The 21,176-nt window shown below is 71.3% G+C and carries 19 protein-coding genes; 6 read left to right on the forward strand and 13 right to left on the reverse strand.

Translation table 11 applies throughout. The features are described from left to right. Positions 1-198: 198 nt before the first annotated feature. Positions 199-591, reverse strand: coding sequence for a hypothetical protein (locus tag OG494_RS14265; protein ID WP_328455782.1), 393 nt, complete (start codon positions 589-591; stop codon positions 199-201). A gap of 65 nt (positions 592-656) precedes the next feature. Further along, positions 657-2,789 (reverse strand): discoidin domain-containing protein, encoded by a 2,133-nt coding sequence (locus tag OG494_RS14270; protein ID WP_328455784.1) that lies wholly within the window; start codon positions 2,787-2,789, stop codon positions 657-659. 219 nt (positions 2,790-3,008) lie between these two features. Here OG494_RS14270 and OG494_RS14275 point away from each other — a divergent pair, with 219 nt between their 5' ends. Both OG494_RS14275 and OG494_RS14280 read left to right on the forward strand, forming a co-directional pair. Beyond that, on the forward strand, positions 3,009-3,941 hold the full coding sequence (locus OG494_RS14275) for a DUF1996 domain-containing protein (protein ID WP_328455786.1): 933 nt from the start codon (positions 3,009-3,011) through the stop codon (positions 3,939-3,941). Then, positions 3,938-4,507: a DUF305 domain-containing protein gene (locus tag OG494_RS14280; RefSeq protein WP_328455788.1), complete on the forward strand. Its 570-nt coding sequence runs from the start codon at positions 3,938-3,940 to the stop codon at positions 4,505-4,507. The genes OG494_RS14275 and OG494_RS14280 overlap by 4 nt, the downstream gene beginning before the upstream one ends. Positions 4,508-4,980: 473 nt before the next feature. On the opposite strand, the gene OG494_RS14285 is transcribed toward OG494_RS14280, so the two are convergent. After that, positions 4,981-6,030 carry a LacI family DNA-binding transcriptional regulator gene (locus OG494_RS14285; protein ID WP_328455790.1) on the reverse strand — a complete coding sequence of 350 codons (1,050 nt, stop codon included), beginning with the start codon at positions 6,028-6,030 and terminating at the stop codon, positions 4,981-4,983. 160 nt (positions 6,031-6,190) lie between these two features. Here OG494_RS14285 and OG494_RS14290 point away from each other — a divergent pair, with 160 nt between their 5' ends. The 4 genes from OG494_RS14290 to OG494_RS14305 all read left to right on the forward strand — a co-directional run bounded on the left by OG494_RS14290 (position 6,191) and on the right by OG494_RS14305 (position 9,015). Beyond that, positions 6,191-6,589 carry a hypothetical protein gene (locus OG494_RS14290; RefSeq protein WP_328455792.1) on the forward strand — a complete coding sequence of 133 codons (399 nt, stop codon included), beginning with the start codon at positions 6,191-6,193 and terminating at the stop codon, positions 6,587-6,589. 25 nt (positions 6,590-6,614) lie between these two features. Beyond that, positions 6,615-7,721 (forward strand): sensor histidine kinase, encoded by a 1,107-nt coding sequence (locus OG494_RS14295; protein WP_328455794.1) that lies wholly within the window; start codon positions 6,615-6,617, stop codon positions 7,719-7,721. Continuing rightward, the gene (locus OG494_RS14300; RefSeq protein ID WP_328455796.1) at positions 7,718-8,326 is read left to right on the forward strand and encodes a response regulator transcription factor; all 609 of its coding nucleotides are present in this window, start codon (positions 7,718-7,720) and stop codon (positions 8,324-8,326) included. Before OG494_RS14295 ends, OG494_RS14300 begins: the two co-directional genes overlap by 4 nt. 68 nt (positions 8,327-8,394) lie before the next feature. Next, positions 8,395-9,015, forward strand: coding sequence for a mycothiol-dependent nitroreductase Rv2466c family protein (locus OG494_RS14305; protein WP_328455798.1), 621 nt, complete (start codon positions 8,395-8,397; stop codon positions 9,013-9,015). 3 nt (positions 9,016-9,018) lie between these two features. On the opposite strand, the gene OG494_RS14310 is transcribed toward OG494_RS14305, so the two are convergent. From OG494_RS14310 to OG494_RS14355, 10 genes are all read right to left on the reverse strand, one after another. Next, the gene (locus OG494_RS14310; RefSeq protein WP_328455800.1) at positions 9,019-9,780 is read right to left on the reverse strand and encodes an NPP1 family protein; all 762 of its coding nucleotides are present in this window, start codon (positions 9,778-9,780) and stop codon (positions 9,019-9,021) included. 203 nt (positions 9,781-9,983) lie between these two features. Continuing rightward, positions 9,984-11,339 carry a rhamnulokinase gene (locus OG494_RS14315; RefSeq protein WP_328458940.1) on the reverse strand — a complete coding sequence of 452 codons (1,356 nt, stop codon included), beginning with the start codon at positions 11,337-11,339 and terminating at the stop codon, positions 9,984-9,986. A 44-nt stretch (positions 11,340-11,383) separates the two neighbouring features. After that, positions 11,384-12,805, reverse strand: a complete 1,422-nt coding sequence (locus tag OG494_RS14320; protein ID WP_328455802.1) for an L-fucose/L-arabinose isomerase family protein — start codon at positions 12,803-12,805, stop codon at positions 11,384-11,386. A gap of 9 nt (positions 12,806-12,814) precedes the next feature. After that, positions 12,815-14,833: a bifunctional aldolase/short-chain dehydrogenase gene (locus OG494_RS14325; protein WP_328455804.1), complete on the reverse strand. Its 2,019-nt coding sequence runs from the start codon at positions 14,831-14,833 to the stop codon at positions 12,815-12,817. Positions 14,834-14,835: 2 nt separating this feature from the next. Continuing rightward, on the reverse strand, positions 14,836-15,993 hold the full coding sequence (gene rhaI, locus OG494_RS14330; protein ID WP_328616034.1) for an L-rhamnose isomerase: 1,158 nt from the start codon (positions 15,991-15,993) through the stop codon (positions 14,836-14,838). Positions 15,994-16,007: 14 nt separating this feature from the next. Next, on the reverse strand, positions 16,008-16,352 hold the full coding sequence (locus tag OG494_RS14335; protein WP_328455808.1) for an L-rhamnose mutarotase: 345 nt from the start codon (positions 16,350-16,352) through the stop codon (positions 16,008-16,010). A gap of 68 nt (positions 16,353-16,420) precedes the next feature. After that, complete coding sequence (gene rhaS / locus OG494_RS14340) at positions 16,421-17,482, reverse strand: rhamnose ABC transporter substrate-binding protein (protein WP_326949429.1); 1,062 nt, start codon at positions 17,480-17,482, stop codon at positions 16,421-16,423. Positions 17,483-17,487: 5 nt separating this feature from the next. Beyond that, positions 17,488-18,501: an ABC transporter permease gene (locus OG494_RS14345; protein ID WP_328455812.1), complete on the reverse strand. Its 1,014-nt coding sequence runs from the start codon at positions 18,499-18,501 to the stop codon at positions 17,488-17,490. Then, positions 18,494-19,531, reverse strand: coding sequence for an ABC transporter permease (locus OG494_RS14350; protein ID WP_328455814.1), 1,038 nt, complete (start codon positions 19,529-19,531; stop codon positions 18,494-18,496). Before OG494_RS14350 ends, OG494_RS14345 begins: the two co-directional genes overlap by 8 nt. Further along, positions 19,528-21,045: a sugar ABC transporter ATP-binding protein gene (locus OG494_RS14355; RefSeq protein ID WP_328455816.1), complete on the reverse strand. Its 1,518-nt coding sequence runs from the start codon at positions 21,043-21,045 to the stop codon at positions 19,528-19,530. Before OG494_RS14355 ends, OG494_RS14350 begins: the two co-directional genes overlap by 4 nt. Positions 21,046-21,176: the final 131 nt, after the last annotated feature.

Genomic DNA, 21,176 nt, shown 5'->3' on the forward strand with positions numbered 1-21,176 from the left:
CCATGAAACGTGACACCACCCAGCCTAGCTGTCCCGAAAACTTGACACAGCATGTACCGGGAAGACTACGATACCGACGGTAGGTGTTTCGGAAACGGAACACCAGCCCGGGCCGGTCCGGCGGCCGCGAGGTGACTCACGTGGCCGCTGGGGGTGGCCACGCGCCGAACCCGCGGCCCCGTACCGGCCCTTCTCCGTTCAGCACCCGGGCGAGGTTCGTGAGGTCTTCCCGCGGCCGCGGCAGCCCGTCGAGATCTCCACGTACAGCCCGCGATCCGCGGGGATGTCGCCGTCGTCCGGGCCGATCCGGGTGATGTGGTCGCAGGCGTCCGTCCCGGCCGCCTGACGCAGCCGCACTTCGACGGCGCCGGCCTCCCGCAGGTCCTCGCGGATCAGTTGCGGGCGAAGGTCGGTCGCGCCCGGATCCCCGGTGATGTTGGCGTGGGGCGGGCGGGTCCGGTCGAGACTGAGCACGTCCGGCTCGAACCGCGCTTCGGGCGGCCTGGCCCGGCCGAAGAACCAGGCGACGAAGCCAACGAGGCCGCCGATCCGGAAGAAGGGGCACGGCGGCGCGTGGGGACGGCGGCACAAGTGCCGCCGTCCCCACGGATCCGGGGCGGTGGTCCCCGCCGGATCGGAGGGACCACCGCAGGTCGTCAGCTCCGGTAGACGCCGAACTCGTACAGCGAATACCCGTACGCCGTGCCGCGCTGGGTGGCGTTCACCCGCACGTACCGGGCCGTGGCCGAGACCGCGAGGTCGTCGGCCCCGCCGTCCCCGGTCGTGGTGCCGTAGACCGAGCGCCAGTTCGCCGCGTCGTCACTGACCTGGATCTCGTACGCCTTGCCGAACGCCGACTCCCAGACCAGCTGGACGTGGTTGAACGCCTGCCGGCTGCCCAGGTCGACCTGCAGCCACTGCGGGTCCGCCCACGCGCTCGCCCAGCGCGTCGCCGAGTTGCCGTCCGTCGCGGCCTGCGGCGGGTAGGGCGCGCCGGGGCCGTCGGCCTGGTAGGTCGACGCCGTCGTCGCCGCGCCGCGGGCCAGGTTGGTGCCCGGCACCGGCGGCGCGACCACGCGCAGCGAGCGCGTCTCGATGCCGACGTTGCCGTGCCCGTCGCGGGCGTAGAGGTAGATCTTCCAGACGCCCAGGTCCTGCGGCGCGGTGACGGTGAACGTGCCGGTGCCGGTGAACTGCGCCGGGATCAGGCCCCCGGCGTTGTTGATGTACTTGCTGTTGTAGCCCATGGTGTAGGTGATCGGGTCACCGTCCGGATCGGACACGTTCGCCGTCACGGTGAAGGTGCCGCCGGCCGGGACGTCGGTGGTGCGGCTGAGGTTCATCGACGAGATCACCGGGGGCGTGTTGCCGCCGGTCTGTCCACTGTAGATCTTGCGGACGGCGTACCACGAAAGCCGTTTCTCGTTGCCCGTGGTGATGTTGAACCAGACGCCGCCGAAGTCGCCTTCGCTGCCGTAGTGGAACAGCGTCGCGCCGAGCGCCACGCCGCGGTGGGCCAGCACGCAGTTCCAGGCGTTGGTGTAACCGTCGCGCTTCTGCTGGTCGGTGGGCTCGGTGGGGACGCCGTTGACGTCGTTCGGGACCTCCCACTCGCCGGCCGGGCCGGTCTCGGTGATGATGTAGGGCTTCGTGTAACCGCCGTTGATCCAGTCCTGCTTGACCTGGCAGACCTGGGCGTAGGAGTTCACCGAGTACAGGTCGAGATTCGGGGTGTAGGCCTTGTAGTACGGCCACGCGCCGGTCCAGGCGTCGGTCGAGGTCACCGGGTGGTTGGTGTCGATCGCGTGGATCGCCTGCGCGGCCTGGTCGACGAACCGGGCGTAGGCGATGCGGTTCTGCTCCAGGAGCGTGCCGGAGTAGCAGTTCTGCATGCCGAGGATCGACTCGTTGCCGACGTTCCACATGAGCACGCCGGCGTTGCCCTTGTAGGCGTTGACCCACTTCTGGATTTCGCCGAGCATCGTGTTCTTGTAGGTCGTGTCGGTGGTGTAGTCCACGCAGCCGCCGCTGCCCGGACCGCCGCCCGGCTGCAGCCAGAAGCCGGCGACGACCTTGATGCCGTTGGCCGCGGCGGCGTCCAGCAGCGCCTGGCTGCTGCCGTCGGTGCCCCAGGTGCGGACGGTGTTGACGCCGATCGAGTGCAGCTCCGGCATCCGCGCCGATGCTTCGCTCACCGGTGGGCCCCAGGTGAGGCCCTTGACGGTCCACGGCTGGCCGTCGACGCTCAGCTGCCAGTTGCCCTGGCTGCCGGTCACCTTGGTGACGCCGGGGCCGCCCGGCGTCGTCGTGCCCGGGGTGCCGCTGACCTGGAACTCCCAGAGCGAGTAGCCGTAACCGCCGACGCGGTGGGTGCCGTAGAAGCGCACGTACCGGCCGTGGCCGGTGACGGCGAGGTTCTGGACGCCGCCGGTCGCGGTGGTCGTGCTGTACACGGTCTGCCAGGACGCGGCGTTGTCGGAAACCTGGATCTCGTACGCCGTCGCGTAGGCCGATTCCCAGTTCAGGGTCACCTGACTGATGTCGGCGGCGGTGCCGAGGTCGACCTGCAGCCACTGCGGGTCGCTCCAGGCGCTGGCCCAGCGGGTGCCCGCGTTGCCGTCGACCGCGGCGGACGCCGGCGTCGAGGCGCCCTCGCTGCTGGAGGCGGTCACGGGTCTGCCTTGGGATAGCAACGTCGCGGCGTGTGCCGGGGTCGGGCCGGCTAGCAGGCCCAGCACCAGCAGGACCACGAGTGCCGGGACGGCACGAAGGGGCAACGGTCGGTCCACGATGACTCCCGCGCGAAAGGGGACGGAGGTTGGAGAGCGCTCTCCGGCACGGCCGATGGTTCGTCACGGCGGCCCGCGTTGTCAAGCTTCTCGTCCCGAACCGGACAATCGCTTCCCGGCGTCGAATGCGGGGGTGCTCCTTGACAGGGTGGCAACGCGGTGCGCATGCTCTTGGAGAGCGCTCTCCCATTCCTCAGGCACCCTCACCGTGGAGGACCCTTGGTATCAAAAGCCGCGCTCCTCGCCTGCACCGCCGCCACCGTGCTGGCAGGCGCCTTCCTGACCGCGGCGACGTCGTCGCCGGCCGTAGCCGACAACCTGGTGACCCACCACGAGTTCCAGGTCAACTGCTCCCCCAGCCACCACCAGCCGGACGACCCGATCGTCTTCCCCGGGCTGCCCGGCGCGTCGCACGACCACACGTTCATCGGCAACAAGACCACCAACGCGAACACGACGCTGGCGTCGTTGCAGCAGTCGGGCGTGGGCAACACGACCTGCCTGGCGCCGGACGACCTGTCGGCGTACTGGTTCCCGACGGTCTACAACGGCAACCAGGTGATCCTGCCGAACTTCGCGCAGGTCGTGTACTACAAGTCCGGCATCCTCGACTACACCAGGGTCGTGCCGTTCCCGCCCGGCCTGCGTTACGTGGCCGGGACGGTCACGGCCACGCAGGACCAGTTCCAGAACGCGCCCGGCGCGATCGAGGGCTGGGAGTGCGGGGACAGCTTCCACAACTGGGACATCCCGGTGCAGTGCACGCCGGGCAGCCAGCTGAACATCCGGTACCAGGCCCCGAGCTGCTGGGACGGCGTCCACCTGGATTCCGCCGATCACAAGAGCCACATGGCGTACCCGGACAAGACGACGCTGACGTGCCCCGCCGACCACCCGGTCGCGGTGCCGATGCTGGAGTTCAAGATCGCGTTCCCGGTCAGCGGTGACATGTCCGGCGTCCACCTGGCCAGCGGGCGCGGGTATTCGTGGCACTACGACTTCTTCAACGCGTGGGACCCGCCCACCCTCGCCGCGCTGGTCACGCACTGCATCAACGGCGGGCTCCAGTGCGACCCGCGCGGGTTCGACGTCTACAAGCCGGACCGCGGGGGCGTCCTCGGTCCGAACTACCGGCTGCCCGGCCGGCCGTGAGGCGGACGGCGCCGGTGCTCGCGGCGGTGGTGGTGGCGATGTCCATGGGCGGGTGTGCCACCACCGCCGTGCCGGCGGCCCCGGCGCCGCCGCCCGGCCCCGGGTCGGGTTCCGGGTCCGGGGCGTTCAACCCGACCGACATCGCGTGGTTGCAGCTGACCGTGCCGATGACGGAGAACGCCGTCACCGCGGCCCACCTCGCGGTGGACCACGCGGCGAGCACCGCCGTGCGGTCCGCCGCGTCGGCCCTCGAGCCGTCCCAGGACGGGTTCCTCACCCGCCTGCGGGCGGCTCGCGACCGGGCGGGGTTGCCCGCCGGGAACGTCCACAGCGGACACCGGATGCCAGGGATGATCACCGACGCCGACCTGGTCGCGCTCCGGACCAGCCACGGCGGCGACTTCGACCAGCGGCTCGTCGCGTTGCTGCGGGCCCACTCGAAGCAGATCGTGGTGCTGGCGAAGGGCGAACAGACGTCCGGCACCGACCCGGCGACCCGGGCGCTGGCCGGGGAACTCGCCGCCGCCGCGACCCGGGAAGGGGAAGTCCTGGATCGGACGAGCTGACCGGAGACCACCGCCCGGCCCCACTGCCGGGCCCCGGCCGGCCACGGGAGCGGCCCGGCCGGGCGAGCGGATTCCGGTGCAGGTACTCGGCGACGAGTGGCGGCAACCCGCCACTCGTCGCCGAGTTGCCGCCACACCAAAGTTCCCCCGCCGACCCGACCGGCCGACCCGCGTACCCAGAGGGTCGGCTCGCGTACCCAGGGAGTCGGCTCGCGTACCTGGACGGTCGGTTCACGTGCCTGGAGAGTCGGCTCGCGTGTTCGGGGAGTCGACACCTGTGATTAGAGGGACGACACGGCAAGGCGAACTCGGGCAGCGTGTCGTCCGGCTGGGTACGCGAACCGACTCTCTGGGTACGTGAGCCGACTGGCTAGGTACGCGAGCCGACCCTCTGGGTACGTGTGTCGTCCGTCTGAGTACGCGTGTCGTCCGGCGGGGTGCGCGGGGCGACTGGCTGGGTACGGGTCGGCGGGTCAGGCGGAGTCTCGGACTACCAGTTCCGGGTCGAAGATCACCGATTCCGCGCGCAGCGCGGGGTTCGCCATGCGGTCCAGGACCATCCGCGCCATCGCCGCGCCCATGGCCTCGACCGGCTGGCGGATCGTGGTGAGGCGGGGGCGGCAGCTCAGGGCCACCTGGCTGTCGTCGAAGCCGATGACCGCGATGTCGTCCGGGACCCGGCGCCCCGCTTCGGCAAGCACCGACAACGCGCCGTACGCCATCAGATCATTGGCCACGAACACGCCGTCCAGGTCCGGCTCGGTCGCCAGCAGCCGCTCCATCGCGAGTTCGCCGCCGTGCTGGGTGAAGTCGCCCTCGGCGACCGCCACATACGCGTGGCCGTGGCGGGCCATCGCGTCGCGGAAGCCCGCCAGGCGGTCGTGGCCCGCCGGGGTGCCGCCCGGGCCGGCGATCGTCGCGACCCGGTGGCAGCCGCGGGAAACGAGCCGGTCCGCCGCGATCCGGGCGCCGTCCTGGTGGGCGACGTCGACGTAGCACACCGGTGCCGGGCGGGCGGGCCGCGCGAACAGCGCCGTCGGGACGCCCGCCTCGGTCAGCACCAGCGGCAACGGGTCCTGGTCGGGCGCCAGCGAAATCAGCAGCACCCCGCTCACCTGTTCCTGCCGCAGCTTCGCCACGAGCGAGGCGCGTTCGTCCTCGCTGTCGACGAGCATCAGCAGCGGGTGCCGGCCGTGCGGGCGCAGGTGCGCGACGACGCCCTCGACGACCCGGCCGAAGAACGGGTCGCCGAACACCCCGCCGGTGAAGGCCTCGGCGTCCACGTGCCGCTCGGGTTCGGACACCACCAGCGCGATCCCGCCGGTGTGCCGCGTGACCAGGGACCGCGCGGCCCGGTTCGGCACGTACCCGGTGTCGGCGATCGCGCGTTCGACGGTTTCGCGCAGCTTCGGGTCGACGTTGCGCACGCTGTTGACCACGCGCGACACCGTGGCGCGCGAGACACCGGCGACCCTCGCGACGTCTTCGAGGGTCGGTGGCGCCGGAGGCGGATGCGTCGTCACCCGTTCTTTGTAGCACGCTGTGAGAGCGCTCTCCCAGTCTTCGGCCGACAACACGATGACAAATGTCATGAGCGCCCGGTGCGGGACGGCACTGCCCTCCCGGAGCCCGCGCGACGAGCATTTCCGGGGCAAGCACTCCGATCCGCACCGGGGAGATCCCATGACCGTCCAGACCGCCGCGCCGGCCTTCCGCCGCGTGCTCGCCCTCATCGGCACCTACCTCGCCGTCAGCGTCCTCACGCTCGGCGTGATCGTCCTGTTCCGCGACAACCCCACGATGGTGACCGACGCCGTCTGGGTGCGCGCCACGATCGTCGTCGGCAGCGCGCTCCTGACCCTCTCGTTCGCCCGACGGGCGGCGCGCGGCTCGACGAAGGCGTTCCTGCGGCTGCGGATCGTCTCGGCCGTGATGCTGGTGGCGGTCGCCGTCATCGTCGCGCTGCCGGGCGCGTTCCCGGTGTGGCTGCGGATCGAGCAGGCGGTCTGCGGGCTGCTGCTGCTCGGCGTCGCCGTGCTGGTGAACGGCCGCGAGCTGCGGTCGCGGTTCGCGGCCCGGTGAGGCCGGGCGCGGTAGCGTGCCGCTGATGAACGACTCGACGGCGCCCGCCGACGCGCAGCGGTGGGTGCGCGGCTGGCGGCGGCTGGTCCTCGACGCGGGCCTGCTGGCCTTCCCGATCGTCACCGTTCCCGGCGTGCTGGAGCACTCGAGCGGCGCGGCCGCGGTGGCCGGCTGCGCGATCGTGGCCGCCTTCGCCGTCGCCTACGTCGTGGGCGCGGTCGCGGCCGCCCGCCGCACGTGGCGGCGGTACTGGATCTCCCTCGGGATCTGCACGGTGCTGTTCGCCGCGGCGCTCCCCTTCGCCCACGGAGAAGCCTTCTTCCTCGCCGCGGTCGTCGTTTCGCTGGTCGCGCCGCGCATCGGCCGCTACGCCCCGGCGCTGGGCGCCGTCGTCGCCCTGGCCGCCGTCCTGGTCCCGTGGGCCGTGCCGTCGTGGCGGGCCGAACCGGGCTGGCCGCAGGCGATCGCCCTCTTCTTCACCGTGCTCGTGGTCTACGCCTTCGCCGAAGCCATCCACGCCAACATCGCCCTCGTCGAGGCCCGCGCCGAGGTCGCGCGGCTGGCGTCGGAGGCCGAGCGCACCCGGATCGCGCGCGACCTGCACGACCTGCTGGGCCACTCGCTCACCGCGATCACCGTCAAGAGCACCCTGGCGCGCCGGCTCATCGCCACCGAGACCGAGCGCGCGAGCGAGGAGATGTCCGCCGTCGAGACGCTCGCCCGTCAGGCGCTGACCGACGTCCGGGCCGCCGTCTCGGGCTACCGGGACGTCACCCTCGCCGGGGAGCTGGCTCGCGGCCGCGAGCTGCTGCGCGCGTGCGGGGTCACCGCGGACCTGCCTACCGCCGTCGACGTCGTCGGCCCGGACCACCAGGTCCTGTTCGGCTGGGTCGTGCGCGAAGGCCTCACCAACGTGGCCCGCCACGCCCGCGCGACCCGCTGCACCGTCACGCTTTCCGCGTCGTCGGTCGAAGTGCTCGACGACGGCGTCGGCGGCCGGAGCACCGAAGGCAGCGGGCTCGCGGGGCTCCGCGAACGGGTCGCCGACGCAGGCGGGCGCGTCGAGGCGGGGCCGGCGAACCCACGGGGCTGGCGGCTGGCCGTGTCCCTGACCCCGGCGGAGGTGCCGTGACCGTCCGCTTGCTGCTCGCCGACGACCAGGAGATGGTCCGCCAGGCGCTCGGCACCCTCCTGGACCTGGAGGACGACTTCGAAGTCGTCGCGTCCGTCGGGCGGGGTGACGAGATCGTCGCGGCGGCGCGCGAACACCGGCCCGACGTCGCGCTGCTCGACATCGAGATGCCGGGCCTCGACGGGCTCGCCGCCGCGGCCGTGCTGGCCGCCCAGGTGCCGGACTGCCGCGTCGTCATGCTCACGACCTTCGGCCGCGCCGGCTACCTGCGCCGCGCGATGGAGGCGGGCGCCGTCGGGTTCGTGGTCAAGGACGCCCCGGCCGACGCCCTCGCCGACGCGATCCGCCGGGTGGTCAAGGGTGAGCGCGTGGTCGACCCGGCGCTCGCGGTGGCGACCCTCGCCGCGGGCGAATCCCCGTTGACCGCCAGGGAACGCGACGTCCTCATCACCGCCCGGACGGGCGCGACGATCGCCGAGATCGCGTCGCGGCTCTACCTGTCCGAAGGCACCGTCCGGAACTATGTGTCCGCGGCGATCACCAAGACCGGCGGGCGCAACCGTGTCGACGCCGTCCGGATCGCCGACGACCGCGGCTGGCTCTGATTGGCCCGGTCCGGCGGCCCCGAATTGGATCTTCTGCCGGGCCGGTGGCCGGGCCTAGCGTGCGGGGCGTGAATGAAGTGAAGACCGTCGACCTGTGGTTCGACCCCGTGTGCCCGTGGGCCTGGATCGGCTCGCGGTGGCTGCTGGAAGTGGAGCAGGTGCGCGAAGTCCGGACGCGGTTCCACGTGTTCAGCCTGGCCGTGCACAACGAAGGCCGCGAAGTGGACGCCTGGTACCGGACCTGGCTCGACGAGCGCTGGGGCCCGGCCCGCGTCGCGCTGGCCGCCGAGCGGGCGCACGGGAACGAGGTGCTGCGGGACTTCTACACCGCGTTCGGCACCCGCGTGCACCGCGACCAGGCGCCGGTCGACCGCACGACTCTCGAAGCCGCCCTCACCGAAGCCGGGCTGCCCGCCGCGCTCGCGGACGCGGCCGGCAGCACCGAGTTCGACGCGGATCTCCTGAAGAGCAACCGCGCGGCCCTCGACCCGATCGGCGAGGACCTCGGCGTTCCGGCCCTCCACCTGCCCGGCGAAGACGGCTCGGTGAACGCGTTCTTCGGCCCGGTCGTCAGCCCGGTCCCCCGCGGGGAAGCCGCCGGGCGGCTGTGGGACGGCGTCGTGCTCGTGACCGGCACGGAGGGCTTCTTCGAGCTGAAGCGCGGCCGCGGCCGGCCGGTCACGAGCTGAGCGTCAGGCGTTCTCGTCGAACGGGATGCCGGCCGGCTTCGCTTTGCCGAGGTTGCCGGTGAACTGGCCGTCCTTGATGCCGAAGGTCGCGCTGCCGAAGTTCGCCGCGACGAGCTTGTCGCGGATGCCTGCCGGGTAGCCGTCCCAGCCGACCAGGGCCGGGTACTGCCAGACGCCCTTGTGGTTCTCCGGCGGGTCGTCGTTGCCGTTGGCGGAGCGGAAGCAGTGCGTCGAGCCGCCGTCCTTGTGGTAGACGACCTTCGCGTGCGTGCCTTCGAAGCGCATGCTCGCGCGGTCGTGCACCGCGAAGCCGCCGTGCTGCGACGTCGCGACGTACTCGACCTGGTTGTCCTTGACCCACACGACGATGTGTTCCCAGTCGTGGCGGTGGCCGGCGCTGCCGGGGCCGAGGGACGCCTGGTCCTTCTCGAAGTAGAGCGTGTACATCACGGCGCACCAGCCGTTGTTGCACTTCTGGCGCGAGTAGGAGTTGGTGTTGTCGAGGTCCCAGGAGTCGCGGCAGTGGCCGTTGGTGTCGCCGCCGAGGGACAGGCCGGGCGCGATGGTCCCGTCCGGGCCGATCGCCGGGGTCGGGTAACAGCCGTCCTTGTCGTAGTCGAAGGCGGGCTGGAAGGTCTTCTCGAAGTCGCTCGCGGTGGCGGGCAGGGCGCCGGGCGGGTCGGCGAACGCCGTCGCCGGAAACGCCACCGCGAGCCCCACTACGGCGGCCGCCACGGTGGCCAGGGTGCGGGATCGGTGCGCCATAACGTACTCCCTCGGTCGCGGTCGGCACTGTTCCGACGTCAGCGTCACCAGGTCACCCGGGGTCCGCAACGGTACCCACGGGGAGTCTGCCCGCCCGGGACCGTCGCAAGGGACGAACGCGCAATCCTGCCCGGTCAGCGGCACGTCACGCCGGGGTCGTGAGTGTTTAGGGCGGTTAGAACCGCCCTAAACACTCACGACTCTCAGCCGAGCCGGGACTCTGCGGCGGCCCAGTCGGCGTGGCTCGTGGGGTCGTAGCGGCGGATCTCCTGGGTTTCGCGGACCAGGGCTCGCATTGACGGCAGGTCCGGGAGGTCCTCGCCGAGGGCGCGGGCCTGGACCAGGACGTTGCCCAGCGCGGCTGCTTCGACCGGGCCGGCGAGAACCGGGACGCCGCAGGCGTCCGCCGTCAGCTGGCAGAGGAGTTCGTTGCGCGCGCCGCCGCCGACGATGTGGACGACGTCGAACGAGCGGCCGGACACCTCGGCCGCCGTGCGGAGAGTGCGGCGGTGGGCCAGGGCCAGACTGTCCACAATGCACCTGACCACCTCGGCCGGCGTTGACGGCGGGCGCTGGCCGGTGGCGCGGCAGGCCGCCGCGATGCGGGCCGGCATGTCGCCCGGCGCGAGGAACTCCGGCGCGTCGATGTCGACCACAGCCGCCAGGGCCGGGGCCGAGGCGGCCGCCGCGAGCAGGTCCGGCAGGTCCGTGCGCGACCACGTCCGCAGGGTCTCCGACAGCACCCACAGGCCCATCACGTTGCGCAGGAACCGGATCGTGCCGTCGACGCCGCCCTCGTTGGTGAAGTTCGCGGCCAGCGCCGCGTCACCCAGCTCCGGCTCCGGCAGCTCCAGACCCGCAAGCGACCAGGTACCGCAGGAGATGTACGCGAAGGTGGTCCCGGGCGACGCCGGCACCGCGACCACCGCCGACGCCGTGTCGTGCGAGCCGACCGCGATCACCGGCACCCCGGACAGCTCGCGCGCCGAGCCCACCACCGTGCCGGGGTCGCGCAGCGGCGGCAGCAACCGCGGCGGGATGCCCACCCGCGTCGCCAGGTCCGTGGCCCAGGTCCGCGCGCGGACGTCGTAGAGCTGGGTCGTCGACGCGTTGGTGCGCTCGGCGCCGATCACGCCCGTAAGCCAGTAGTTCAGCAGGTCCGGCACGAGCAGCATGGTGCGGGCCGCGGTCAGCCGGTCCTGTTCGGCCACCAGCTGGTACAGCGTGTTGAACGGCAGCTGCTGCAGCCCGGTGACGTCGTACAGCTCCCGGGCGGAGATCGACGCGGCCACCTTCTCCGGCACCCCGTCGGTGCGGGAGTCGCGGTGGTGCACGGGGTTGCCGAGCAGCGCGCCCGACTCGTCGAGGAGCCCGTAGTCGACGGCCCAGGAGTCGATGCCGACGCCGTCCAAGGCGCCGGCGTCGCGGATCCCGGCGAGGGTCTCCCGGTACAGCCCGAGGACGTCCCAGTACAGGACCGGCCCCGCCTGGACGCCGCCGTTCGGGAACCGCCTGACCTCTTCCAGGCTCAGCTGCCCCGGTCCCACGGTCCCGGCCATCACGCGCCCGCTGGACGCGCCGAGGTCGACGGCCGCGACCCGCGTCACGCCCGCACCACGGTCAGTTCCAGCCCGAGCAGGTCCGCCACCGCCGTCAGCTCGGCGACGCGGTGGCCGGTGCCCAGCGCCCAGTGGTGCGCGATGCCGCTGGCCGACCACGCGTCGGTCCACTCCCCCGGGTCGCACCCGAAGTCGACGCGCGAGGTCGTGTTGCCGATCCGCAGCAGCGGCCCCGGCACGACCGTGCCCTCGGACGCGACGATCGAGAACGTGCCGTCGAGGCCCTGAGCCAGGCCGCACAACGTCACCGGGCCCTGTTTGACGTCGAACTCCACCGACACGCCCCAGCCGCGCTTGCCGTGGTAGACGCCGAGGCCGCGCAGCAGCGGCTTGCGGGCGCTGATGCCGAGGTGCGCCGGGCCGTCGTGGCCCATCTCGACCACGTTGTCGTGGAAGTTCAGCGCCTGCAGCTCGGTGAACGAGCCGCCCGCGCCGAGCCGGTCCATCAGCAGCATGGCCAGCGACGTCCGCAGCTCGTACTCGCCGACCGCCGGGATGCCGCGGGCGGTGAGCAGCGACGCGCCGAGGATGAACCCGGCGCCGACGCGTTCGTGGGTTTCGCCGTCGAGTCCGCGGTGGTAATAGGCCAGCGAGTCGAGTGAGAAGTCCTCGACGAGCCGATCCAGCGCGACCGACACGCGAGCACCCCAGGCGAAATCTTCGTCCACAACGGACTCGTCCACGGTGAACACATCGCAGGCCAGGGCGACCCGGTCGGCCGTCTCGCTGTCGGTCACCTTCTCGACGCGCACGCGCAGGTCGTCGATCTCCAGGATCTCGACGTGTCCGCCGAGCTGGGCGGACACGAGCGTCGGGTCGGTCGAGACGTCCATCATGCCCGGGTAGAGGTGCCCGAGCAGGCCGTGGCGGCCGGTCCGGAACGCCGCCCGCACGCCGGCCGCCTTGATCCAGCGCTCGATCCGCGTCCAGGCGCGCGCGTCCTCCAGGTACCCGGACACCGAGCGGAACTCGACGCCGAGGCGGCGGAACGTGTTGGCCATCTCGGGCAGCGGGCAGGCGCCGCAGTAGGCCAGCCACGCGCCGGTGTCGAAGGACTCGTGGTCCATCGCCTCGGTGGGCTGCAGGTTCAGCAGCAGCACCGGCGCCCCCGAGCGCTGGGCGACCGGCGCCAGCATGCTGGAGGTCAGGTACGTCGTGAGGAAGCCGATGATCAGGTCGCAGCCGGCGACCCGCAGCTTCTCCGCGGCGGCCGCGCCCTCCTGGGCGTCGGACACGAACCCGACGTCGACGACCTCGCAGTCCATTCCGGACAGTCGTTCGGCGACCCGCCGGGCCGACGCCTGCAGCTGCGGCAGCAGCTTCGGGAACTGCGGCCAGTACGCGCCGAGCCCGCCCGCGACGAGCCCGACGCGGGTCTTGCGCGGCGTGATGCGGTCGAGGGACATCGATTCTCCTTAACGCAGGAACGCCGCGGCCACCCCGGCGTCCACCGGCACGTGCAGGCCGGTGGTGTGGGTCAGGTCGCCGCCGGTGAGGGCGAACACCGCGGCCGCGACGTGCTCGGGCAGCACTTCGCGCTTGAGGATGGTGCGCTGGGCGTAGAACTCGCCGAGCTTCGCCTCCTCGACGCCGTACACCGCGGCGCGTTGGGCGCCCCAGCCGCCGGCGAAGATGCCGGAGCCCTGGACGACGCCGTCCGGGTTGACGCCGTTGACGCGGATGCCGTACGCGCCGAGTTCGGCGGCCAGCAGCCGGACCTGGTGGGCCTGGTCGGCCTTGGCCGCGCCGTAGGCGACGTTGTTGGGGCCCGCGAACACGGCGTTCTTCGACGAGATGTAGACGATGTCGCCGCCGTTGTCCTGGTCGATCATGGCCTTCGCCGCGGCCCGCGCGACCAGGAACGAGCCCTTGGCCATGACGTCGTGCTGCAGGTCCCAGTCGCGCTCGGTGGTCTCCAGCAGCGGCTTCGAGATGGACAGGCCGGCGTTGTTGACCACCAGGTCGATGCCGCCGAAGGCCAGCACGGTCGCGTCCACCGCGGCCTGCACGGCGTCGGCGTCGGTGACGTCGGCGGTGACCGCGAGACCGCCGATCTCCGACGCCACCTCTTCGGCCGCGGCAGTGTTCAGGTCGGCGATCGTGACACAGGCGCCTTCCGCGGCGAGCCGCAGCGCGATGGCCTTGCCGATGCCCGAACCCGCGCCGGTCACCAGGGCGATCCGCCCGGCAAGCGGCTTGGGCTTCGGCATCCGCTGCAGCTTGGCTTCTTCGAGAGCCCAGTACTCGATCCGGAACTTCTCGCTCTCGGCGATCGGGGCGTACGTCGAGACGGACTCGGCGCCACGCATGACGTTGATCGCGTTGACGTAGAACTCCCCCGCCACGCGCGCCGTCTGCTTGTCCTTGCCGAAGGAGAACATCCCGACACCGGGCACCAGCACGATGGCCGGGTCCGCGCCGCGCATCGCGGGCGAGTCCGGGGTCGCGTGCCGCTCGTAGTAGGCGCGGTATTCGTCGCGGTACTCGGCGTGCAGTTCCTTCAGCCGCGCGACGACGTCGTCCAGGGGCGCCGAGCTGGGCAGGTCGACGACGAGCGGCCGGACCTTGGTGCGCAGGAAGTGGTCCGGGCAGGACGTCCCGAGCGCGGCCAGCGGCGCGAGCTTCTCACGGGCCAGGAATTCGAGGACGACGTCGCTGTCGGTGTAGTGCCCGACGACGCGCTGGTCGGTCGACGCCAGCCCGCGGACCACCGGGGCCAACGCGGCAGCCCGAGCCCGGCGTTCGACCGACGGCAGCGCTTCGAAACCGGGGACGACGGGACCGAACGGCTCGGCGGAACCCCGTGAGGCCAGGAACTCCTCGGCCGTGCGGATGATCTCCAGGGAGTTGCGCTGGCACTCTTCCGAGGTCGCGCCCCACGCCGTGATGCCGTGGCCACCGAGGATGACGCCGATCGCCTGCGGGTTGGCTTCCTTGACCGCGGCGATGTCGAGCCCCAGCTGGAACCCGGGACGCCGCCAGTCGACCCACGCGACGCGGTCGCCGAAGCACTCCTTGGTCAGGGCGGCGCCGTCGGCCGCCGTGGCCAGGGCGATGCCGGAGTCCGGGTGCAGGTGGTCGACGTGCGGGGCTTCGACGAGCCCGTGCATCGCGGTGTCGATCGAGGGTGCGGCGCCGCCCCGGCCGTGCAGGCAGTAGTCGAACGCGGCGACCATCTCGTCCTCGCGCTCGACACCCGGGTAGACGTCCACCAGGGAACGCAGCCGGTCGAGCCGCAGGACCGCGAGCCCGGACTCCTTGAGCGTGCCGAGGTCGCCGCCGGAGCCCTTGACCCACAGCACCTCCGTCGGCGCGCCGGTCACCGGGTCGGTGACGTCGCCCTTGGCCGAGGTGTTGCCGCCGGCGTAGTTGGTGTTGCGCGGGTCGGCTCCGAGCGCGTTGCTGCGCGCGATGAGCTGTTCCGACACCGTCATGCTCATGCTCCCCATCCGGCCTGCGTGCCGCCGGCGCGCTCGGCCACGATCTTCTCCTGGTACCCGCTGCGGTGGTAGGCCGCGACGGGGTCCGGGTCGAGCCCGGCTTCCTCGCGGAGTTCGGCCAGCAGCGGCCGGACGTCGGTGTTGTAGGCGTCCATCAGGACGGCGTTGGCTTCGAGGACGTTGCCCGCCAGCTGGGCGACGCGCAGCTCGTCCCGGTCGACGAGCAGCGCCTTGGCCGTCGCCTCCTGGACGTTGAGCACCGAGCGGATGATCGCCGGGATCTTCGCCTCGATGTTGTGGCACTGGTCGAGCATGAACGCGATGCCGTAGGACGGGTCGAGCGCGTCGCCCCGGACGATCTCGTACATGATCCGGAACAGCTGGAACGGGTCGGCCGCGCCGGCCATCAGGTCGTCGTCGGCGTAGAAGCGCGAATTGAAGTCGAACGCGCCGAGCTTCCCCGCCCGCAGCAGGAACGCCACGATGAACTCGATGTTCGTGCCGGGCGCGTGGTGGCCGGTGTCGATGCAGACCGTGGCCTTCTCGCCCAGCTCCATGCAGTGCGCGTACGACGTGCCCCAGTCGGGGACATCCGTGGCGTAGAAGGCGGGCTCGAACAGCTTGTACTCCAGCAGGATCCGCTGGTCGTCGCCAAGCCGGTCGTAGGTCTCCTTCAGCGCCGCGGCGAGCCGGTCCTGGCGGTCGCGGATGTCGTCCTGGCCCGGGTAGTTGATGCCGTCGGAGAACCACAGCTTCAGGTCGCGGGAGCCCGTGGCGTCCATGATGGAGATCGCCTCGAGCAGGTGGTCGGTCGCCTTGCGGCGGATCCCGGCCTCGGGGTTGGTCACCGAGCCGAGCTTGTAGTCCTCGTCCTGGAAGACGTTGGTGTTGATGGCGCCGATCCCGACGCCGAGGTCGCGCGCGTACGCGGTGAGGGCGCCGTAGTCCTCGACGCGGTCCCACGGGATGTGCAGCGCCACGGTCGGCGCGATCCCGGTGAAGCGGTGCACGGTCGCGGCGTCGGCGATCTTCTCCTCGGCCGTGCGCGGGACGCCGGGCTGCGGGAACACCTTGAAGCGGGTGCCCGAGTTGGCGTACGCCCACGACGGCGTCTCGATGCGCTGCGCCCGCAGGGCCTGTTTCACGGCCGTCATGTCGCGCAAGACGATCACTGTCCTTCCCGGACGGAGGTGGTTTCGAGGTGGAAGACCTCTTGCAGCAGCCGGAACCCTTCGTCGGGTGGGCCGCCGTCGAGGCCGGTGAAGAACTCCGCCATCTCCGCCTGCCAGCGGGTGTTGACCTCGGTGCGGGCCATCGCGGCCTGCGCGGCGGCGAGGTCGTCGGCTTCGACGTAGCCGATGAGCAGGCCGTCCTCGCGCAGGAAGAGCGAGTAGTTGTGCCAGCCGCTGTCGCGCAGGGCCTGCCGCATCTCCGGCCACACCGCGCGGTGCCGCTCGGCGTACTCGGCGGCACGCTCGGGCTTCACCTGGAGGCAGAAGCAGTATCGGGGCATCTTCCTTAGTCCTTTGTGGACCCCGCGGCCGGACCGGGGCGGCGATCCGGTCCGGCCGCGGGAGCTGATCAGAAGTTGAACTTGTCGATGTTGTTCGCGTCGAAGGTCGTCGGCGGGCCGAGGACGATCTCACCGCTCGCGCCGATGGTGTACTCACCGAGCTTGCCGGCCTTGAACTTCTCGCCTTCCTTGCCGCTGATCTGGCCGGAGCTGAGCGCGACGCCGGCGTAGGCGGCGAGGTAGCCGATGTCGGCCGGGTTCCAGAGCGCGAACTGCTTCACGGTGCCGTCCTTGACGAACGCGCGCATCTGGTTCGGCGTGCCGAGCCCGGTCACCGCGACCTTGCCCTTGTAGCTCGACGAGCTGACGTAGCGCGCGGCGGCCGCGATGCCCACGGTGGTCGGCGAGACGATCACCTTGAGGTTCGGGAACGACTGCAGCAGGCCCTGGGCCTCCTGGAACGACTTCTGGTCGTCGTCGTTGCCGTAGGCGATCTTGTCCAGCTTCAGGCCCGCGTAATCCGGCTTGGCGAGCTCCTTCTTGAGGACCTCGATCCAGGCGTTCTGGTTGGTGGCGTTCGGCGTCGCGGACAGGACCGCGATCTCGCCGGAGCCGCCGGAGAGGTCCTTGGCCTGCTTGGCCAGCGCCTCGCCGATGCCCTGGGTGGTGGCCTGGTTGATGAAGACGTCGCGGCAGTCCTTGGCGGCGTCGGAGTCGAAGGCGACGACCTTGATGCCCGCGGTGCGGGCTTGATTCAGCGACGGGCAGACCGCGTTCGGGTCGTTCGCGGCGATGCCGATCACGTTCTGCTGCTGCTGGATCAGCGTGTTGATGTAGCTGACCTGCGACGACGCGCTCGCGTCGTTCGGGCCGACCAGCTTGTACTCGCCCTTCAGCTCGTCGAGCGCGGTCTTGCCGCCGCTGACCTCGATGTCGCTGTAAGGGTTGTTGAGCTGCTTGGGGAGGAACGCCATCTTGACGCCCTCCTTGGCCGCGGCGTTCGGGTTCGCCGCCGCCGTGGACTGCTGGGCACCGGCGTCGGTGCTGTCGTTCTTCGTGGTGCCGCTGCAGGCGGCCAGCACGAGCACCAGCCCGGCCGACACTGCGCCGGTGATGAACCGTCGGGACATCTTCGTCACCTTTCTGGGGATACCGCGCCGGAAGCTGTGACCCGGTTCCGCCGCCGGAGCGCCGTTCGGGCCGAGGACACGATGTTGGGGAGCAGGACCGACACGATCAGGAGCACGCCGGTCACGATGTTGAGCGCCTCGTTCGAGACGTCCTGCAGGCGCAGGGCGTTCTGCAGGGAGGCCAGCAGCACCACGCCGGCGAGGACGCCGGGCAGGGTGCCCTTGCCGCCGAAGATGGACACGCCGCCCAGCAGGACAGCGGCCACGACGGCGAGTTCGAGGCCGAAGCCGTTGTCGGCGCGGGCACTGGAGTAGCGCAGCGTCCACAGCACCCCGGCGACCCCGGCGACCGCGCCGCTCACGACGTAGAGCCAGAACTTCAGCCGCCCGGTGCGGATCCCGGCGAACCGCGCGGCCTGCTCGCCGGCACCGGCCGCGAAGACGCTGCGGCCGATCGGCGTCGCGTGCAGCACGAGACCGAACAGGGCCGCCACCACGATCAGCGGGATCAGGACGTTCGGGATCGGGCCGTCGCCGATGGTCCCGGTGACCCAGCTCGTGTAGTCCCGCGGGAAGTCGGCGACCGCGCCGTCGCCGAGGACGACAAACGCCAGGCCGCGGTACAGCGCGAGCGTGCCGATCGTGACGGCGAGGGCGGGCAGTTTCAGGACGGTGACGAAGAAGCCGTTCACGGCGCCGAGGATCGCGCCGAGCACGACGCACAGCGGGATGATCATCTCGATCGACAGGCCCGCGTCCCAGAGCGAGCCCATCACCGCGGACGTCAGCCCGAGCGTGCTCGCCACCGAGAGGTCGATCTCGCCGGTGACGATGATGAACGTCATCGGCAACGCGATCAGCGCGATCGGCAGCAGGTCGAGCAGCAGGAAGGTGAAGTTGCGGCTGGTGCCGAAGTTCTCGACGGCGCCGGAGGCGACGAGCACGACCACGACCGTCACGAGCACGACCGCGGCGTCCCAGCTGAGCAGCCTGCCGAACCGGTTCCCGTTGTCAGACATGGGAATCCCTCTTCTTCAGTGCTTTCGCGACCCGGACGGCGACCAGCCGGTCGGCCCCGATGGCCAGCAGGATCAGCGCGCCGACGATCGCCTGCTGCCAGAACTGGTTGATGTCGAGCACGGCCAGGGCGCTGCCGATGACCGTGAGCAGCAAGGCGCCGAGGCCGGCGCCCCAGACCGAGCCGCTGCCGCCGAACACCGCGACGCCACCGACCACGGCCGCGGCGACGACGTTCAGCTCGTAGCCGGTGCCCGCGGCGGCGTCGACCGTGCCGAAGCGCGCCGCGAACAGGACCCCGGCCAGTCCGGCGAGCGCGCCGCTGACCAGGAACGCGGCGCTGGTGTTGCGGCCGACCTTGATGCCGGCCAGCTTCGCCGCCTGCGGGCTGGAGCCCATCGCGTAGAGCTCGCGGCCGGCGCGGTAGCTGCGCAGCACGATCCCGGCGATCACCAGTACGACCACCGCGATCAGCACCAGCCACGGGATCCCGAGGATCGACGCCGTGCCGAAGTCCAGGAAGGACGACGGCAGCTTGTCGGCGTTGATCTGCTGGCCGCCGGCCCAGAAGAAGCTGACCCCGCGGAACGCGTAGAGCGTGCCGAGGGTGACGACCAGCGCCGGCACCTGGCCGAACCGGACGAGCACGCCGTTGAGCAGGCCGCAGACCGCGCCGACGGCGATCCCGGCGAGCACCGCCACGAGCACCGGCAGGCCCGGGTTGTCGCGCATCAGCGAGCCGACGGCGAACGCCGAGAGCCCGAGCACGGACCCGACCGACAGGTCGATGTTGCGGGTGATGATCACGACCGCCTGCCCGACGGCCAGCACCGCGAGGATCGCCGTGCCGAGCAGGATGTCGCGGATGCTCTGGCCCGAGAGGAACCGGGAGTTCTGCGTCGCGGTGAACGCCACCAGGACGATCAGCGCGAGCACGATGCCGGATTCGCGGGCCTTGAACACGTTCGCCGTCCAAGACGATCGGTCGCTCGAAGACTCCCGCGGCGGTGCGGCCACCTTGGTCGCGTTCACGCGGCGGCCCCCTGTCCCATCGCGGCGAACATGACCGAGTCTTCGGTGGCTTCGGCGCGCGGGAGCTCGGCGACGATCCGCCCCTCCCGCATCACCAGCACGCGGTCGGCCATGCCCAGCACCTCCGGCAGTTCGGACGACACCATGACGACGGCGACGCCTTCGGCCGCGAGCGACGACATCAGCCGGTGCACCTCGGCCTTCGTGCCGACGTCGATGCCGCGGGTCGGTTCGTCCACGATCAGCACCTTCGGCGCCATCGCGAGCCACTTGGCCAGCACGACCTTCTGCTGGTTGCCGCCGGACAGCGTGCCGACGGGGTCGCCGAGGCGGCGGTACTTGGTGCGCAGCCGCTCGGTCCAGTGCCGCGCCTCCTGCCGTTCGCTCCCGCCGCTCAGGAACCCGAAGTTCGCGAGCGCGCCGGAGCGCGGCAGCGTCACGTTGCGCTCGATCGAGAGGTCCATGATCAGGCCCTGCTGCCGCCGGTCCTCGGGGACCAGCGCCATCCCGGCGTTCATCGCGGCCCGCGACGAGTGCGCCTTGAGCTTCTTCCCGTTGACCCGCACCACTCCGGCGTCGCGTTCGTCCACTCCGAACACGGCCTGGACGACCTCGGAGCGCCCGGACCCGACGAGCCCGGCGAACGCGACGATCTCGCCGGCGCGCACCGAGAACGAGATGTCGCGGAAGACGCCTTCCCGGGCCAGGCCTTCGACTTCGAGGACCGCGGCGCCGGGTTCGACGTCCTGCTTGGGGAACAGCGCGTCGAGGTCACGCCCGACCATGCGGTGGACCATTTCGTCGACCGTGACGTCGGCGACGAGGTCCGTGGAGACGTGCTTGCCGTCGCGCATGATCGTCACGCGCTGGCAGAGCTCGGTGATCTCCTCGAAGCGGTGCGAGATGAACATGATCGCCGCGCCTTCTTCGCGCAGCGTCCGGGCGACCGTGAACAGGCGCTCGACCTCGACGCGGCTCAGCGCGGCGGTCGGCTCGTCCATGATCAGCACGCGGGCGTCCGCGCTGAGCGCCTTGGCGATCTCCACGATCTGCTGGTCCGCGATCGACAGGCCGCGAGCCGGGCGCGCCGGGTCGATCCGGACGCCGAGCCGGGTGAACAGCCGGTCGGCTTCGGCGCGGATCGCGGCCCGGTCGATGCGGCCGAGACTCTTGCGCGGGTGGCGGCCCATCACGATGTTCTCCGCGACCGAAAGATCGGGGAACAGCGTGGGTTCCTGGTAGATCACCGCGATGCCGGCGGCCTTCGCGTCGGCCGGGGAGCCGAACGAAACCGGTTCGCCGTCGAGCAGCAAGGTGCCGTCGTCGGGCTTGTGCACCCCGGCGAGCATCTTGACGATCGTGGACTTGCCGGCGCCGTTCTCCCCGACCAGCGCGTGGGCCTCCCCGGCGTGCAGGGGGAACGACACTCCGGCGACCGCCGCGACGGCGCCGAACGACTTGCTCACGCCGCGCACCTCCAGCAGAGGGGCTCGGCCCGGGTCCTGCCGCGTCATCGCGACCTCCGGTTCGAAGGGGCATTGAAAGGTTTCACAAACCTGGCGCGGTGACGCTACTATGCAGCCGAAGAACAAGTCAATGCATCGGCTGAACCGTGGCCAAACGGCTTCAAGACCGCGCAGTTGGT

It is taken from the genome of Amycolatopsis sp. NBC_00438 (assembly GCF_036026695.1).
In the GTDB taxonomy this organism is placed as follows: domain Bacteria; phylum Actinomycetota; class Actinomycetes; order Mycobacteriales; family Pseudonocardiaceae; genus Amycolatopsis.